Source organism: Variovorax sp. ZS18.2.2 (genome assembly GCF_024701975.1).
GTDB lineage: Bacteria > Pseudomonadota > Gammaproteobacteria > Burkholderiales > Burkholderiaceae_C > Variovorax.
The window spans coordinates 1590724-1607626 of sequence record NZ_JANLNM010000001.1 but is presented as its reverse complement, the minus strand read 5'-3'; the positions used below and the strand labels follow the sequence as shown (position 1 = coordinate 1607626).

The 16903-nt window shown below is 68.1% G+C and carries 11 protein-coding genes; 6 read left to right on the top strand and 5 right to left on the bottom strand.

Annotated elements, in window-relative coordinates; translation table 11 throughout:
* Positions 1–2: 2 nt before the first annotated feature.
* The gene (locus tag NU688_RS07530) at positions 3–1931 is read right to left on the bottom strand and encodes a triacylglycerol lipase (RefSeq protein ID WP_257860536.1); all 1929 of its coding nucleotides are present in this window, start codon (positions 1929–1931) and stop codon (positions 3–5) included.
* The gene (locus NU688_RS07525) at positions 1931–2959 is read right to left on the bottom strand and encodes a DUF4105 domain-containing protein (protein ID WP_257859912.1); all 1029 of its coding nucleotides are present in this window, start codon (positions 2957–2959) and stop codon (positions 1931–1933) included. Before NU688_RS07525 ends, NU688_RS07530 begins: the two co-directional genes overlap by 1 nt.
* Positions 2960–3178: 219 nt before the next feature.
* On the opposite strand from NU688_RS07525, the gene NU688_RS07520 reads away from it, so the two are divergent.
* Positions 3179–6310, top strand: a complete 3132-nt coding sequence (locus NU688_RS07520; protein WP_257859910.1) for an amidohydrolase family protein — start codon at positions 3179–3181, stop codon at positions 6308–6310.
* Positions 6311–6331: 21 nt separating this feature from the next.
* On the opposite strand, the gene NU688_RS07515 is transcribed toward NU688_RS07520, so the two are convergent.
* On the bottom strand, positions 6332–9031 hold the full coding sequence (locus NU688_RS07515; protein ID WP_257859909.1) for a bifunctional acetate--CoA ligase family protein/GNAT family N-acetyltransferase: 2700 nt from the start codon (positions 9029–9031) through the stop codon (positions 6332–6334).
* 296 nt (positions 9032–9327) lie between these two features.
* On the opposite strand from NU688_RS07515, the gene NU688_RS07510 reads away from it, so the two are divergent.
* Positions 9328–10689, top strand: a complete 1362-nt coding sequence (locus NU688_RS07510) for a homoserine dehydrogenase (protein ID WP_257859908.1) — start codon at positions 9328–9330, stop codon at positions 10687–10689.
* A 114-nt stretch (positions 10690–10803) separates the two neighbouring features.
* The gene (locus tag NU688_RS07505; protein WP_257859907.1) at positions 10804–11805 is read left to right on the top strand and encodes a hypothetical protein; all 1002 of its coding nucleotides are present in this window, start codon (positions 10804–10806) and stop codon (positions 11803–11805) included.
* 6 nt (positions 11806–11811) lie between these two features.
* Here NU688_RS07505 and NU688_RS07500 read toward each other — a convergent pair whose 3' ends face one another.
* Both NU688_RS07500 and NU688_RS07495 read right to left on the bottom strand, forming a co-directional pair.
* The gene (locus tag NU688_RS07500; protein WP_257859906.1) at positions 11812–12042 is read right to left on the bottom strand and encodes a polysaccharide deacetylase; all 231 of its coding nucleotides are present in this window, start codon (positions 12040–12042) and stop codon (positions 11812–11814) included.
* A gap of 168 nt (positions 12043–12210) precedes the next feature.
* On the bottom strand, positions 12211–13125 hold the full coding sequence (locus NU688_RS07495) for a LysR substrate-binding domain-containing protein (protein ID WP_257859905.1): 915 nt from the start codon (positions 13123–13125) through the stop codon (positions 12211–12213).
* A gap of 214 nt (positions 13126–13339) precedes the next feature.
* Here NU688_RS07495 and NU688_RS07490 point away from each other — a divergent pair, with 214 nt between their 5' ends.
* The 3 genes from NU688_RS07490 to NU688_RS07480 are packed head-to-tail and all read left to right on the top strand — an operon-like array spanning position 13340 to position 16898.
* Positions 13340–14269 (top strand): tripartite tricarboxylate transporter substrate binding protein, encoded by a 930-nt coding sequence (locus NU688_RS07490; protein WP_257859904.1) that lies wholly within the window; start codon positions 13340–13342, stop codon positions 14267–14269.
* Between the two features lie 13 nt (positions 14270–14282).
* The gene (locus NU688_RS07485) at positions 14283–15401 is read left to right on the top strand and encodes a DSD1 family PLP-dependent enzyme (protein WP_257859903.1); all 1119 of its coding nucleotides are present in this window, start codon (positions 14283–14285) and stop codon (positions 15399–15401) included.
* 36 nt (positions 15402–15437) lie between these two features.
* Positions 15438–16898: an amidohydrolase family protein gene (locus NU688_RS07480; RefSeq protein ID WP_257859902.1), complete on the top strand. Its 1461-nt coding sequence runs from the start codon at positions 15438–15440 to the stop codon at positions 16896–16898.
* Positions 16899–16903 lie beyond the last annotated feature (5 nt).

Below are 16903 nucleotides of genomic sequence, written 5' to 3'. Positions count from 1 at the left end.
GACTACCGGGTGGGCTGCAATTGTTCCCTGAGTATTCGCCGGATTTCCAGGATGGCCAGCGGATTCTCCTGCACGCTGTGCGCTGACGGTATGACAAGCTCCGACGCGGCGCCCTCGAGGTGCGCGCTCTCGTAGGGCACGATGCCGTCGCTGGCCAGCGCCAGCGCGACGCCCGGCGTGTCGTTGCCGATGATCGAGTGGAAGCGCACGCGCGGGTTCATCGGCAGGCCCGAGGACATCTGCACGAAGGCGTCGCGGTCGCTCAGGTTGTCGATGCTGTTGGGAATGCGCAGCGGCCCGATGTCCTGCTTGCCGGGCGCGATGCGCATCAGCTCGCGGGAGATGTCGTTCAACTGCCCCAGCATCGCCACCGGCAGCGTGATGAGGTTGGCCACCCAGCGTGCGATGCGGTTGTTGGCGAATGGCGTGCCGCGGTGCGGCGAGGCGATGAAGATCGCATCGCTCACCTGCGGCAGCGGCTCGAAGCGCAGGTAGGGCGCAAGCCGCTGCTCGACGCGCTGCTGCTGCGCGCCCTGCATGGGGTAGCTGGAGAGGATCGAGTCCCACAGCTTGTCGCCCGACGAGGACACCAGAAGGCGCGAGAGCACGCCGCCCATGCTGTGCCCGATCAGCGTGATGTTGCGCGAGGCCTCGGCTTTGCCCGTCGGGTCGAAATGCGCGAGCGTCTCGGTGATGGCCTGCCGGATCGCGAAGTTGTTGATCGCCAGCGGCGCGTTCGTCGGGTAGTAGACCTGCCAGATCTGGTAGCTGCGGCGCAGTGTTTCATCGCCCAGCACCTCGTTGGCCACGTTGATCCACGCCTCGGGGCTGCTCGCGAGGCCATGCAGCATGATGACCGTGCGCCGGTTCGGGTCGTAGGGCTGCATCAGGTAGATGCGCGGCCGGGTGAGGCCGTCGGCGCTGCCGAACAGGCTGCGCAGCGCCTGCCGTGCGAAGTCTGAGCGGGCGAGCCAGAGGCCGTAGCCCGAGGTGAAGTTGGCCGCGAGCGGAATGTCCTGCTCCGCGAGCCGGGTGGTCGAGGTGCGGTAGGGGTCGAACACCACGATGCGTGCGGTGTGCGTGGCGAGCACCTGCCGCAGGTCCGTGCCTTCGAAGCGCAGGAGCGCGGTGAGGCCGGGGAAGGGCATTTCGCTGTAGGGCGGCGTGTCGTCTTCGGCCTTGTTGTCCAGGGGGCGGGGCGAGGGCGCCGGCTGGTTGGTCTCCACCACCAGCTCGGCGCCGAAGCCGTCGCGCCGGTAGGTGTTGCGCAGGCCCGAGAAGGTGAGCGAGGCGGCGGGAATCAGCGCCTGCGGTACCGGGTCGTCGGGGCGCAGCTCGAGCGCGGACAGGTCGGTGTCGATGCGCCAGGCGCCCACCTGCGGCACGCGCACCAGCGCGTCGTCGCCCATGCGGCCGCTCTGGCGGTAGCGGCTGAAGAGGCCGGTGATCGCCTGCTGCACCGCGTAGTTGTAGTAGTCGCGCACCTGCGTCTGGCGGTCTTCGAAGGCCCGGTCGCGCGGCTTGCGCGCGGTGAAGAACAGGTAGGCGTAGGCATGGCGCGCGGTCTCCAGGTACGCCTCGATGGTTTCGGGCGCGGCAGGCCCGGCGGCGGCACCGCTGGCCTTGCCGGCCGCGAGCGCCACCTGCAGCCAGACTTCCGAGAGGGCGGAGAGCCGTTGTTCGTCGCTGAGGCCGGTGGAGTCGGCCAGCGCCTGGCGGCAGGCCTGTCCGTTCGCGGTGCACTGGTCGGCGTCCGAGCCGATCACGCGCAGCACCTCTTCTGCCGAAGTGCTGAGCTTGCCGGTGATGAGCACATCGCCGCGGCGTTGCGCAAGGTATTCGGAGGGCGAGATCGAGCCGACGGTGACGCCTGCGCAGCCGCCCAGCAGCAGTGCTGCGCACAACAGCAGTGAAGAAAAACGTGGGCGCATCACGGCTTGCTCCCCGTCTCGGCGCCCGGCAAGCCGCGCCGGATGGCTTGCGAGAAGCCGTCCGCGCCAGGGTTCTTGTCGAAGGCGATCGCGCGTTCAGTGATGCGCCCGGCCGCGCGCAGCTGCGCCATGTCGTGGCCCGGCGCGAGGCCGCCCACGTCGTAGAGGTAGTCGGGCAGGTAGCCGGAGGCCAGCAGTCGCCAGTCCATCGGAAGCCCCGGCACGACGTGCCTGGCGAGCGCGTAGACGATGGTCGTGCAGTTGGCCGTGAGCGTGTTGTAGAAGCTCGGCGCGCGCACCAGCGCTGCGCCTTCGCCGAGGTAGCCGAGGAACAGCGAGCGCATCTCGGCCTCGGGCAGCCGCACGCGGTACATGTAGACGTCTTCGCCGCGCACGTTGGTGCGCACGCGCAGGATGTCGTGCTCGTCGGCCGCGACGAGGCTCATTTCGAACTGCCTGAAGAAACCGCTGACGGACGAGAAGCTCTCGCCGCGTTCCTTGCGGATCTCGATGGAGAAGGTGACGAACTGGCCGTCGTCGAAGCCGAAGGACACGAGCGTGTGGGCGATGGCCGGACCGGTCCAGTAGGAGAGCGACACGTCGACCGAGCGAAGCCGGTCGAGGTCGTAGCGGCGGGTTTCCCAGCGCGGCGTGTAGTCGGTGTCGGTGCGCCAGTCGAAGTTGCGGACGTTCTCCATGGTGACCACGTTCCCCTCGACGCGCGCGACGAGCTGCCGTGCCACGTCGTCGGCCCACACGCGATTCTGCGAGGGCTGGATGGTGCCCCACCACGCGAGCACCATGGCAAACCCCACGGCATACGAGAGCAGGGCGCGTGCGGCCTTGCCGCGCCACAGCAGCGCGATCGCCGCGAGGCCGAAACCGGCCCAGAGCACACCGGCGGCGATCTTGAGGGCGGGCGTTGCCGGCAACTGGTACCACAGGGCCGCACAGGCCCATGCGGCCGTGAGCAACACGGCGAGCGAGGCCACGAGTCGGCCGGAGAAACGCAGGAGGGTTCGGATCATGGAAGGAGAGGGGAAACCGGAGGCTTGCAACGAATTCATTACGCAAGAGGCGCAATGCAACGCCGAAGCTTACGACGTGGCGACGGCTTGGTCTCCACCGGTAACGGGTAAGCGCGCTGTCAGAAAGCGCACACAGAGTGAACCGGCGCGCCGCCCCCGGTGTGCCACCCGTCCGCAGGCGAATGTGCGGAACAAGAAGACCAACAGGAGACCTCCCTCATGAAGATGCGCAAACACGCGCCGGCGCTCGCCGTTGCCGCGGCCGTTTCGGTATTGATCGCCGGATGCGGCACCGGCAGCAGCAGCGGCCTCGTGGCCCGTACCGATTCCACGGGCGTCACGAAGCCCGCCGTGCCGATCACGAGCCTGAACAAGCTGCAAGGCTCGACCAAGGACGTGTCGGTGGAATTCCACGAAGGCACCAACATGGCGGCCGCGCCGTCGCCCGACGGCAAGCGCATCGCGTTCACCGCGATGGGCGCGCTCTGGATGCTCCCGCTGCGCGGCGGCATCGCCACGCGCATCACGAGCTGGGACATGGAGCCGACCGCACCGGTGTGGTCGCCCGATGGCCGCCTTGTCGCATTCCAGAACTACGACGTCGAAGGCAACTACCACCTCTGGGTCGTGCAGCCCGATGGGGCGGGCCTCAGGCGCGTCACCACCGGCCCCTACGACGACCGCGAGCCCACGTGGGCACCGGACGGCAAGGGTCTGGTCTTCGCATCGGACCGCGGCAACGATGGCCAGTACAAGATCTGGCGCGTGTCGCTCGACGATGCGAGCTACACGCCGCTGACCTCGGGCGCCGGTGCGGAAAGCAACCCGGCCGTCTCGCCCGACGGCAAGCAGCTTGCCTTCGTGGACGCGGCGCGCGTCTTCACCCGGCCCATCGGCGGCACCGAGGCGCCGAAGCTGGTCGGCCCCGGCACCATGCCCGCCTGGGCGCCCGACGGCTCGGGCCTCGTGTTCCAGACCGACCGCAAGACCCTGAGCGTGCGCGGCAAGGACGTGGCGCAGAACGAGGACTTCTTTCCGTTTCCGGTGCGCCACCTCGCGGACGGCCGCTTCCTGTACACGGCGGACGGCCAAATCAAGATCCGCAATGCCGCAGGCGAGGCGCCCGCCAACGTGCCGTTCAGCGCGACGCTGACGGTGCGCCGGCCCGCCATCGACAAGCAGAAGGACCGCGGCTTCAACGCCATGGGGCCGCAGCCGGTGCGCGGCATCAGCGGGCCGGTGATCTCGCCCGACGGACAGAGCGTGGCCTTCGTGGCGCTGAACGACGTGTGGGTGATGAAGATCGGCCAGGCTCCCGTGCGCCTGACCAACGACAAGGCGCGCGATGGCAGCCCGCAGTTCACGCCCGATGGGCGGGCCGTGTACTTCTCGACCGAGAAGGGCAACGGCGGCGCACTGGCCATCGACCAGGTCGAGATCGGCTCGAAGCGGCGCACGCGGCTCGCGGCGATCCAGGCCAAGTCGATGGTCACGCCGAAGATGTCGCCCACGGGAGACCGCATCGCCTACACCACCGGCTCGGGCCAGCTGGAGGTGTGGGACATCGCATCGCGCACGCCGCAGGTGGTGATCGCGCAGGTGAGCTCGCAGGTCAGCACGCCCTCGTGGCTGCCGGACGGCAGGAAGGTGGTGCTGGTGGACAACGAGCGCATGAACAACCGTTTTCGCGAGGGCTACAACAAGCTGCGGGTGATCGACATCGCGGGCAAGACCGGCGCCTTCTATCCCGTCGCGGAAGTGCCGCGGCAGATATCGGACCGGGAAGAGGGCGCCGCGGCCGTCTCGCCGGACGGCACCAAGGTCGCCTTCATCATGGATTCGGTGCTGCACGTGATGCCGCTCAAGGCCGACGGCGCGCCCGCCGGCCCTGCGGTGGCGATCACGAAGGAGGCGGCCGACCTGCCTTCGTGGGCAGGCGACTCGCGCACCATCCTCTACAAGGCGACCGACAAGCTGAAGACCGTCGCCGCCGATGGCTCCGGCGCGACGGAGGTGCCGCTGAACCTCTCGTGGACGCAGGCCGTGGCCACCGGGACCACTGTGATTCGCGCAGGCCGCCTGTGGGACGGCAACAGCGAAACCTTGCGCACCGACATGGACATCGTGATCAGCGGCAACCGCATCACCGCGATCCGGCCGCACGAGGCGTCGGCCGCCCGGCGCGCGACCCGGTACATCGATGCGTCGGCGCTCACGGTGATGCCCGGGCTCTGGGACCCGCACTTCCACCCGCTCACGCTGTACCAGGGCGGGCAGTACGGGCAGGTGGCCGCATCGATGCTGGCCTATGGCATCACCTCGACGCAGTCGGTCGCGGGGCCGCTGCACCAGAGCATCGAGATGCGCGAGGCGCTGGATGCGGGCAACCTCGTGGGCCCGCGCCTCTTCGTCTCACCGCCGCTGTGGGAGGGCAACCGGCTCTTCTACAGCTTTGCGCGCACCTTGCGCACGCCCGAGGTGGCCGACCTGGAGATCGCGAAGGCCAAGGCCATGGGGGTCGACTACCTGAAGTCGTATGTGCGCGCGCCGATCCCGATCATGGCGAAGATCGCGCAGGCTGGGCTCGACATGGGAGTGCCCACCGGCACGCACATGCTCGCACCGGGCGCTGCGGCCGGCATCGGCGGCACCACGCACCTGTCGGCGACGCAGCGCATGGGCTACGGCTGGTCGAAGTCGGTCGGCGGCTTCACCTACCAGGACGCCTACGACCTGCACGCGAAGGCGGATTTCCGCCTGGTCGACACGCTGTTCTCCTCGCTCGCGCTGGTGGGGGATGACCCGCTGATGACCAGCGACGACCGCTTCAAGCTGCTGATTCCGCCGAACTTCCTCGCGGGCCTGCGCGACACCAAGACGCCAACCCCCGCCGTGCTGCAGCTTGCCCGCAAGGACGCCGAGCAATCGGCCAAGGTGCAGCGCGCGGGCGGCCTGCTGGCCATCGGCACCGACACGCCGCTGGTCGCGCCGGGCATCGCGCTGCAGACCAACCTGCGCGCGGCGGGCATGGTCACGTCGAACCACCAGGCGCTGCAGGACGTGACCATCAACGCCGCACGGATGAGCCGCGTCGAGCGGGACCTGGGCACGGTGGAGGTCGGCAAGCTGGCCGACCTGGTGATGGTGCGCGGCAATCCGCTGCAGGACCTGAAGGCCGCGGCCGCCGTCGAGTACGTGGTGAAGAACGGCGTGAGCATGTCGCTCGGCGAGATCCTTGCGCCGTTCCGCACGCCGGCCGCCTTGAACGAGCGCAGGAAGGCGGTGGTCGCGTACGAGAAGCTGTGTCGCGCCGATCCGCACAACTGCGCGGACATGAACCACGCCGATTGAGCGCGACGGTGCGCTGGTGACCTACAGCTGGTAGGTCACCAGCTTGAAGTCCGGGTCCTCGGGGAACGACTTCACGGTGAAGCCCAGCCGCCGCACCAGCTTCAGCATGTCGGGGTTGTTGGCGAGCACGAGCCCGTCGACTTCCGCCAGGCCCTTGTCGCGCGCCACGTCGATGATGCTTTCCAGCAGCCGCGAGCCGATGCCCTTGCCGCTGAACTCGTCGGCCACCACCAGAGAGAACTCGCAGCTGGTCTGGTCGGGGTTGGTGACATAGCGCGACACACCCACGATGCGCTCGCTGTCGAGGATGGTGCCGTCGGGCGCGTTGCTGCGCTCCATCACCACGGCCACCAGTGCCATCTCGCGGTCGTAGTCGATCAGCGTGAAGCGCGAGAGCATCGAGGGCGGCAGTTCGTGGAAGCGCGAGACAAAACGGAACCACCGGCTCTCGGGCGAGAGGCCCTGCACCAGCGCCTGCAGCATCTGCGCGTCGTTCGGATGCACCGGGCGCACGGTGTAGATGTCGCCCCCGGTGCCGGGCAGCGGCCACTCGCGCCGGTAGCGCGCGGGGTACGGCATGATGGCCAGGTGCTGGTAGCCGCTGCCCACGTGGCCTGCCACCGCCTGCGGGCTGCTGTCGACCACGATGCGCGCATCGACCGACACCGCGCCATGCTCGTCCACGATGATGGGGTTGATGTCCATCTCGCGCAGCTCGGGCAGCTCGCACACCATCTCCGACACGCGCAGCAGCACGTCTTCGAGCGCTTCCATGTTCACCGGATTCGCGCCGCGCCATTCGCCCAGCGTCTCGGCCACGCGCGAGCGCTCGATGAGGCGGTGCGCGAGGAACTGGTTGAGCGGCGGCAGCTCCATCGCGCGGTCGTTCATGAGCTCGATCATGGTGCCGCCCGCGCCGAAGACGATGACCGGGCCGAAGGGCTCGTCGGTCACGAGGCCGACGTAGATCTCGCGGCCGCGCCGCGCCTTCACCATCTTCTGCACGGTCACACCGTTGATGCGCGCCTCGGGCGCGAGGCGGGCGACGCGCTCCATCATCTCGACGTAGGTGTCGCGCGCGCTGGTGCCGTTGAGCACATTGAGCGCCACGCCCTCGACGTCGGACTTGTGGCTGATGTCGGGCGAATCGATCTTCAGCGCCACCGGAAAACCCAGTTGCGTCGCGATCATCATGGCCTCGTTGGCGCTGCGCGCGAGCAGCGTGCGGGTGATCGGGATGTGGAAGCACGACAGCAGCGACTTCGACTCCATCTCCGTCAGCACCTTGCGCCGCTCGGCCAGCACGCTCTCGATGAGGAGGCGCGCGCCTTCGATGTCGGGCTTGTCCAGCGCCGAGAGCGGCGGCGGCGTCTGCTGCAGCAACTGCTGGTTCTGATAGAAGGCCGCGATGTTGCCGAAGGCACCGACGGCCGCCTCGGGCGTGCGGAAGCTCGGGATGGTGGCCTCGGCCAGCACCGCGCGCGCATTGCCGACGGAAGAATCGCCCATCCAGCAGGCGAGCAGCGGCTTGTTCATGGGGCGCGGAATGTCGGCCAGGGCACGGGCCGTGGCGGCCGCATCGACGCCGGCCTTGGGGGAAAAGATGGCGAGCACGCCATCGATCTGGCTGTCGGCCGAGGCGGTGTCGATGGCGGCGCGGTAGTGCGCGGGGGTGGCGTCTTCGGAAAGGTCGATCAGGTCCGTGAGCGTGGCGAGCGGCGGCAGCGTGGGGTGCAGCAGCTTCTGCGCGGGCGTGGAGAGTTTGCCCAGGTCCAGGCCGATCTCGTTGATCCAGTCGGCCGCCAGCACGCCGGGACCGCCACCGTTGGTGACCACGGCGAGTCGCTTGCCCACGGGCCGATAGCGCGAGGCCAGGCACTTGGCTGCCGAGAACAGCTCGACGAAGGAGCGCACCCGCACGGCGCCCGCGCGGCGCAGTGCGGCGTCGAACACATCGTCGCTGCCCACGATGGCCGCGCTGTGCGTCTGCGCCGCCGCATTGCCGGCAGGCTTGCGGCCGGCCTTGAGCACCACCACCGGCTTGGCATGCGAGGCCGAACGCAGCGCACTCATGAAGCGGCGCGCGTCCGAGATGCCTTCGAGGTACACGATGATGCTGTGCGTGGCCTGGTCGTTGGCGAGGAAGTCGAGCACCTGGGGAATGTCCACCGAGGTGTGCGGGCCAAGCGACACCACGCTCGAAAAGCCGACGCCGTTCTGCCGCGCCCAGTCGAGCATCGAGGCAGTGAGCGCGCCCGATTGCGACACCAGCGCGAGCGGCCCGGCCTTGGCCAGCGGCCCCGCGACGCTGGCGTTCAGGTGCAGCAGCGGGCGCTGGAAGCCCAGCGAGTTGGGACCGAGCAGATGCACGCCTTCGCGGCGCGCGATCTTGCGCCACTGGGCTGCCTGCTCCGATGCGATGCCGTTGGAGATGACCACCGCGGCCTTGCAGCCGATGCGTCCGGCGATCTCCAGGGCGGCCGCCACGTCCTGCGGCGCGAGCGCGATGAGGGCGAGGTCGGCATGGGTCTGAGAGAGTTCTTCAAGCGTGCCCTTGGTGCGCACATCGAGAAAGCGCAGCGTGCCGTCGAAGCGGTCGGCGCGAAAGGCTTCGCGCAGCACGCGGCCCGATGCGGTCTGGCCGCCCGGGTCACTGGCGTTGCCGACGAAGGCCACGGCGGAGGCGGGGGCGAAGAGCGGGGTCAGGAAGTGCTTGTCCATGGCTTAGTGTGCCCCGATCCCCCGGGTCTGTGCGAGCTCCTGTACACTCCGCGCTCCATGTCGTGCCTCCCACTCCACACCGCATCCGCCGCCGCCCGCATGGGCCGGATGATGCCGCCTGCACTCCCGCAGGCAATGGGCGCACGAATGATTACCTCCATTACCACCGCGGCCACCTGAGCACGCGCAGGTGGCCGTTCCGGCAGCCACCTGGTGAATCGCTCTTCTCCCCGAACGAATGAAACCCAGCTCTGGCAGCTGGGTTTTTTGTTTGTTTGTTCGTTCGGAGAAGTCCCATGTACCGCGATCCAGTCCAATCCCTTCAGCCTCTTCACGGTGTTCCCGTGGCCATGCGCCCGCTGCGCGTGGGCATGATCGGCATCGGCACTGTGGGCTCGGGCACCTTTCGCGTATTGGCCCGCAACCAGGCCGAGATTGCCGGCCGGGCAGGGCGGGGGATCGAGGTGGTGATGGTGGCCGCGCGCAACCTGCAGCGGGCGGCCGGCATCGTGGGCGATGGCGTCGTGCTGACCGATGACCCGATGCACGTCGCCACGCACCCCGACGTCGACGTGCTGGTCGAAGTGGCCGGCGGCACCGGCCCGGCACGCGACTGGGTGCTGGCGGCCATTGCGCATGGCAAGCACGTGGTCACGGCCAACAAGGCGCTTCTGGCGGAGCACGGCGGCGAGATCTTCGCAGCCGCCCGGCAGCATGGCGTGGCGGTGGCCTACGAAGGCGCGGTGGCGGTCAGCATCCCCATCGTCAAGGCGCTGCGCGAAGGGCTCACCGCGAACCGCATCGAATGGGTGGCGGGCATCATCAACGGCACCACCAACTTCATCCTGAGCAAGATGCGCGACGAGGGCCTGGACTTCGCCGCCGCGCTCGCCCAGGCGCAGGCACTGGGCTACGCCGAGGCCGACCCAGCCTTCGACATCGAGGGCATCGACGCCGCGCACAAGCTGACGCTGCTCGCCGCCAATGCGTTCGGCTCGCCGGTGCGCTTTGCCGATGTGCAGGTGGAAGGCATCACCTCGCTGCAGGGCGTGGACGTGGCCTGCGCGGAACAGCTGGGCTACCGCATCAAGCTGCTGGGCGTCGCGTGCCGGCGGGAAGAGGGCGTCGAACTGCGCGTGCAGCCCGCGCTCGTGCCCGCTGCGCACCTGATGGCGCATGTGAACGGCGCGATGAACGCGGTCATGGTCAAGGGCGATGCATCGGGCGTGACGATGTACTACGGCGCAGGGGCCGGCTCGGAGCAGACCGCGTCGGCCGTGATCGCCGACCTGGTGGACATGGCGCGGCTCGACGGCACGCATGCGGCGCAGCGCGTGCCGCACCTGGGCTTTCATGCGCATGCGATGAACGAGCTGCCGGTGCTGTCGCGCGCGGCGGTGCGCACCTCGCACTACCTGCGGGTGCCCGTGCATGCAGGGAGCGATATCAAATCGGTTGCGGCCGTGCTGGCGGTGCAACAGGTGCCGGTGCAGCAGCTGGTGCTGGCGGCGGAGCGGTCGGGAGCGAAGCCTCAGGTGCTGGTGCTGACAGGGCCGGCGGCGCAAAGCGCGATCGACCTTGCCGTGCATGCGCTGCAGGCGCACCCGGCTGTGAATGGCGCTGTGACGACGCTGCGCGTGGAAGAACTCGCGAGCTGACATCGCAAGCACGGAGGAATGACTTTAGGCACTGTGTGCCTTGCGGAAAAGAGGCTAGCTTCACCGTCGCCCAGGAGGTCGGGCGACGTGTGATCGCTAACGAAAGGGCCGCCAATGCCGCAGTCTCCGGATGCAGGAGGAAGCCAAGGATCGCAGCCGGACCCTTCCGGCGACGGGCTCGTCCTGTCGATGGATCCGGCACGGTTGCAGACGCTGCCGCACGGCAACATGTCTTCGGCGCTCAAGGGCATCCTTCTTTTTCTGGGTCTGATGATGCTGGGGATCGCGGCGTGGTTCTGCCGGATGCTCGCCGAGGCATTTCGGCAAGGCACCGCCGACACCGCCTTCGTGCTCATCATGTCGGTGTCGATCTTCGTGTTCGCGCTGATTGCGGTTGCCGCGCTGGTGCAGGCGGTGACTGCGCCTTATGCATTTCCCACGCTCTTCAACCGGCTGACGGGCAAGGTCGCTCAACTCAGGGGCGGGGAGCGGATCGAGGCCGACTGGTCGCAACTCGTTCCGCAGGTGGAAGTCGCCATGTCGGGCGGCGCACAGCTCTGCCACCTCTGCCTGACCGGTCCGGCGGAAGCCGGCGGCGGGAAGATGATCGTCGTCAGCAACGCAAACAACAGCCCCGCCGATTGCCTCGCGCACTACGAGTTTCTGTGCAGATACATGGCGGGCGACTGGCGCTCGTTGCCCGAGGTGGAATGCCTGGAAGGCGCCAGAAGGCCGCTGCTGCGGGAGTTCAGTGACAACCTCTGGACACAGATGACGAACTACCGGCCGTGGGATGAACGATCCGCGCAAGGAAAGGCGTTGTCCTCGGCCGCGCTGCTGACGATCGCGCTGCTCTGGTGGCCGATGCTGTTGCTGACGTTGATCGGTTCCCGTCTTGGGCGGTTGCCCCGGTTTTCCGACGCCGATCTGGGGGCCAGCCCGGCGCTGCTGGAAGGATCTGTGCAAGAGCCATTTATGCGCATCCGCCTCGTGCCCGCGTTGGGGGCTGCCGAACAGGCGGTCTATGTCTCGATTGCCGCGCTATCGACCGCGGTGTGGTGCTGGCCCGGTGCCGGTGTGCTGGCAAGAATCGCGGACATGGTCCGCGCGCTGTGAGCGGTGTCAGGCCGGCAGTTGCCTGGCGCCGCCTTGCGGGAATGGCAGCACCGCTTCCGTGTCCAGCCAGCGTAGCTCGTCCGGCGCGAACGGCTGGGAGCGCAACATTCCGTCCATCCGGACCCTGACGGCCGCGGAGCTGGACGAGGTCACCGTCCCGAATTGCCCTTGGAACTCGACCCGGGCACCTCGTTTGGCGGGCACGTTGTACCTGGCTCTGATGTGTGCGTAGTTCATGGAATGGAAACGATAGTATTAATATTCGTTTCAAAAAGCAAGTCTGTGACAGCGATATGGCCTGTCCTGAACGAGTGGGCCGGCACATCGGTTGTCAGGTTCGGCCCGCCATCGGCGCATCGCGCAGGAAAACCGGCAAGTCCATCACCGGTGGTCGCCCCATGCTCGTCAGCGAGGCAATGGCGGCGTAACCGGTCCCGCCTGCGCCATCAGCCATTGCCTGAAGACCTGCAGCGACTGCATCTGCGCCGACTCCTCCGGGTACACGAGGTAGTAGCCCTTCGCATAGCGCCACTTGCGGCGCGACAGTCGCCTGATGCGCCCCGAGGCCACCGACTCGTCGCTCATGTAGGGCGGCAGCAGCGCCACGCCCATGCCTGCCAGCGAGGCGTTGAGCGCCATTGACATGATGTCGTAGCGCGGCCCTTCTCGACCTGCTTCACCCTCGATGCCTTCGCGCGCGAACCACTCGTCCCATGCACCGGGCAGCGTCTGGTGATGGATCAGCGCCGAGCGCGGCGTGTTTGCATCGACCGTCTTGCCGTGCGCGGCGATCCATGCGGGCGCCGCGTAGGGCGAGAGATCCAGCGGCAGCACGAACTCGCTGTGCAGACCCGGGCGCTTGCCGTCGCCGAATTCCAATGACGCATCGACCGGCGTGGCGGCGAAATCCACCGGCCCCACGCGCGTACCCAGGTTCAGCGTGATCTCGCCATGGTCGCGCGTGAACCCCGGCAGTCGCGGAATCAGCCAGTAGCTGCCGACCGAGGCGCCGCACGACAGCGACAGTTCGCCGCCCCGGCCCTTGAGCGCCATCACGTTGGCGGTGGCGCGCTCCAGCCGCTGCAGCAGCGGCCCGACTTCGCCGAGGTAGTAGCGGCCCGCGTCCGTCAGCGCGAGTGCCTCGCGCCGCCGCGTGAAGAGCTTCACGCCGAGCCTGTCTTCCAGCGTCTGCACCTGCCGGCTCACCGCGCCCTGCGTGAGGCGCAGCTCCTGCGCGGCCGCGGTGAAGGAGCGCAGCCGCGCGCTGGCCTCCAGGCACATCAAGGACATCGTCGAGGGAGCGCGAATGTGAAGGTTCATGAGAAAAGAACAAGTTTGGTGCATGCGCCCGCTGATGTTGCCTAGGCGCACCGCCATCGGGCATGAGGAAAGCTCATGCTAATCCCAGAAAACATGGCTTGTCCAATGCGACATGCGAACTGATCATCGGCCCACCGATCCTTCATAGCCGGAGTTCTCTGCCATGCGTCCACGTGCCTTGCTTTGTGCGTTCGCTCTCGCCGCTTCTGCCGCGATGGCGATGGTTTCGCTACCGGCCCTCGCGGCCTATCCCGACAAGGCGATCCGCCTGATCGTGCCCTCGGCGCCGGGCGGCGCACCCGATTCGCTGATGCGCGCGCTGGGCACGCAGCTGTCGCAGCAGATGGGCGTGCCCATCATCATCGACAACAAGCCCGGCGGCTCCTACACGATCGGCACCATGGACCTGGTGCATGCCGCGCCCGACGGCTACACGCTGGCCTACGGCAACATCGTCTCGCTGGCCACCAACCGGTCGCTGCTGCCCAACGTGCCGTACGACGTCGAGAAAGACCTCACGCTGGTCGCCAATACGCTGCGCCTGTCGAACCTGATGATCGTCAACAACGAGCTGCCGGTGAAGAGCGTGACCGAGCTGATCGCCTACGCGAAGAAGAACCCGGGCAAGCTGGCCTTCGCATCGGACGGCAACGGCACCACTGCGCACCTGGGCGTGGAACTCTTCAAGTCGATGACCGGCACCGACATGCTGCACGTGCCCTACAAGGCCGCGACGGCGGCCGTGACCGATCTGATCGGCGGCGGCGTGCAGCTCATGATGGTCAACACCCCCGTGTCCGGCCCGCTGGCGCAGTCGGGCAAGGTGAGGGCGCTGGGCATCTCGTCGCGCCAGCGTTCGTCCACCTACCCGGACGTTCCCACCATCGCCGAGGCCGGCGTGCCGGGTTTCGAAGTGTCAGCCTGGGGCGGGATCATCGGGCCGGCGCGCATGCCGAAAGACGTGGTGGCGCGGCTCAACGCCGAGATCCGCACCGCACTGGCCAACCCCGGGCTGCGCGAGCGCTTCAGGCTGCTCGGCGCCGAGACCGATTTCGGCACGGCCGAGCAGTTCCTCGACTTGTCGCGGCGCGAGACGGTCAAGTGGTCGAAGATCATCAAGGACTCGGGCGCGAAGATTGACTGAAGGCCGGCACACCATGACCCCCTGGAAAGCCGCAAGGCCCGGCGACCCCATCGACGCCATCGACACCCCCGCGCTCGTGCTCGACCTCGATGCGTTCGAGCGCAACTTGGCGCGCATGGCCGAGGCGCTGCGCGGCAGCGGCGTGCGACTGCGCGCCCATGCCAAGTGCCACAAGACGCCCGAGATCGCCCTGCGACAGATCGCGCTGGGCGCAGCAGGCATCTGCTGTCAGAAGGTGAGCGAGGCGGCGGTTTTCGTGGAGGCCGGCATCGCCGATGTTCTGGTCACCAACCAGGTGATGGGCGAGACCAAGCTGCGCCATCTCGCCGCGCTGGCCCGCAAGGCGCGCATGGGCGTGCTGGTCGATCACCCCCAGCAGGTCGAAGCGCTGCGTGCTGTCGCGCAGGCAGAGGATGTGACGCTGGACGTGTACGTCGAAGTCAACGTCGGCGCCAACCGCTGCGGCGTGGCCCCTGGTGAAGAAGCGGTGCGGCTCGCGCAGCAGGTCGCGGACGGCGCGCCGCAGCTTCGCTTCATGGGCCTGCACTGCTATCACGGGCCGGCCCAGCATCTGCGCGCACCCGAGGACCGCGCCGCGGCCATCGCCAGCGCCGTGGAGGCCGCGCGCACGACCCGCGACGCCATCGAGGCCTGCGGCATCGCCGTCGAACGCGTGACGGGCGCGGGCACCGGCAGCTTCCAGCACGAGCGCGACTCGGGCGTGTTCAACGAGATCCAGGCCGGCTCCTATGTCTTCATGGACCGCGACTACGGCGACAACGAGCGCGGCGCGCACGACGTCGCGTTCGAGCACGCGCTGTTCGTGCGCACCACCGTCCTGAGCCGCGCCACGCCGGAGCGCGCCGTGGTTGACGCGGGCCTCAAGGCCTCCAGCGTCGACTCGGGCATGCCCACCGTGTGGCAGCGGCCCGACCTGCGCTATGTGAAAGCCGCCGACGAACACGGCGCGCTGGCCACGCCCGATGCCGCAGCGCTGTCCCTGGGCGACCAGCTGATGCTGGTGCCCGGCCATTGCGATCCGACCGTCAACCTCTACGACGAACTGGTCTGCGTGCGCGGCGGGCGGGTGGAGGCCCTGTGGCCGATCGCCGCGCGTGGCGCGCTGCTTTAACTCTCTTCAATCCAAGGCATTCAAGGTACTCATTCGATGCAGGAAAAATTCGACCTTCTCATCCGCAACGCCAGCATCGTCGATGGCACCGGCGCGCCGCGCTACACGGGCGACATCGGCATCCGCGGCGACCGCATCGCCCGCATCGGCGATCTCTCTGCCTCGCACGGCGAGGTGGAGATCGACCGGGCAGGGCGCATCGCGTCGCCCGGCTTCATCGACGCGCACACGCACGACGACCGCCTCATGCTGTCCAACCCCGACATGGCGCCGAAGGTCAGCCAGGGCATCACCACGGTGATCGCGGGCAACTGCGGCATCTCGCTCGCACCGATGCCGGGCGGCATCCCGCAGCCGGTCACACCGCCGCTGAACCTGCTCGACGAAGAGGGCGGCTGGTTCTCTTTTCCGACCTTCGCTTCGTACATCGCCGAACTGCGCGCCAAGCCTGCGGCCACCAATTGCGCGCTGCTCGTGGGTCACACGACGCTGCGTGTCGCGACGCTCGACGACCTGGGACTGCCGGCCACCGATGAACAGATCGTCCGCATGCGCGCGCTGGTGCAGGAAGCGCTCGAAGCCGGTGCCATCGGCGTTTCCACCGGCCTCTACTACGAGCCCGCGGTCGCCGCGCCGACCGAGGAAGTCATCGAGACCTGCCGCCCGCTGAAGGACTTCAACGGCGTCTACTGCACCCACATGCGCAACGAGGCGGACAAGGTGATCGACTCGCTCGAAGAAACCTTCCGCGTCGGCCGCGAGGTCGGCGTGCAGGTGGTGATCTCGCACATGAAGGTGGTTGGGCCCGAGAACCATGGCCGCTCGCAGGAAGCGCTGAACTTCATCGAGAAGAACATGGCCACGCAGCCCATCTGCCTGGACTGCTACCCCTACACGGCCGGCTCGACCATCCTCTCGTCCGACCGCGCCGCAAGCTCGTCGCGCGTGATCGTGAGCTGGTCGAAACCGATGCCCGAATACGCGGGGCAGGACCTCGACGTCATCGCAAAGAAGCTGGGCGTGAGTCAGGACGAGGCGATCCGCCAGCTCAGCCCCGCGGGCGGCATCTACTTCCGGCTGGACGAGGCCGACGTGCAGCGCATCCTGAAGTTCGACCAGACCATGATCGGCTCCGACGGCCTGCCGCACGACGCGTCGCCGCACCCGCGGCTGTGGGGCAGTTTTCCGCGCGTGCTGGGGCATTACGGCCGGCTGCTTGGCCTCTTTCCGCTGGAGACGGCGATCTACAAGATGACGGGCCTCACCGCAAAGAACTTCGGCCTGAAAGATCGCGGTGTGCTGAAAGAGGGCGCGTACGCCGACCTGACCCTGTTCGACGCCGACACGGTGGACGAAGCCGCCACCTACGAATCGCCGATGGCACCGGCGCGCGGCATCGAGGCGGTGATCGTCAATGGCGCGCTCGTGTGGCAGGGCGGCAGCCCGACGGGCGCAAGGCCCGGTCGGGTGCTGGCGCGCGAGGTGGCGCGCGACTGATCGAA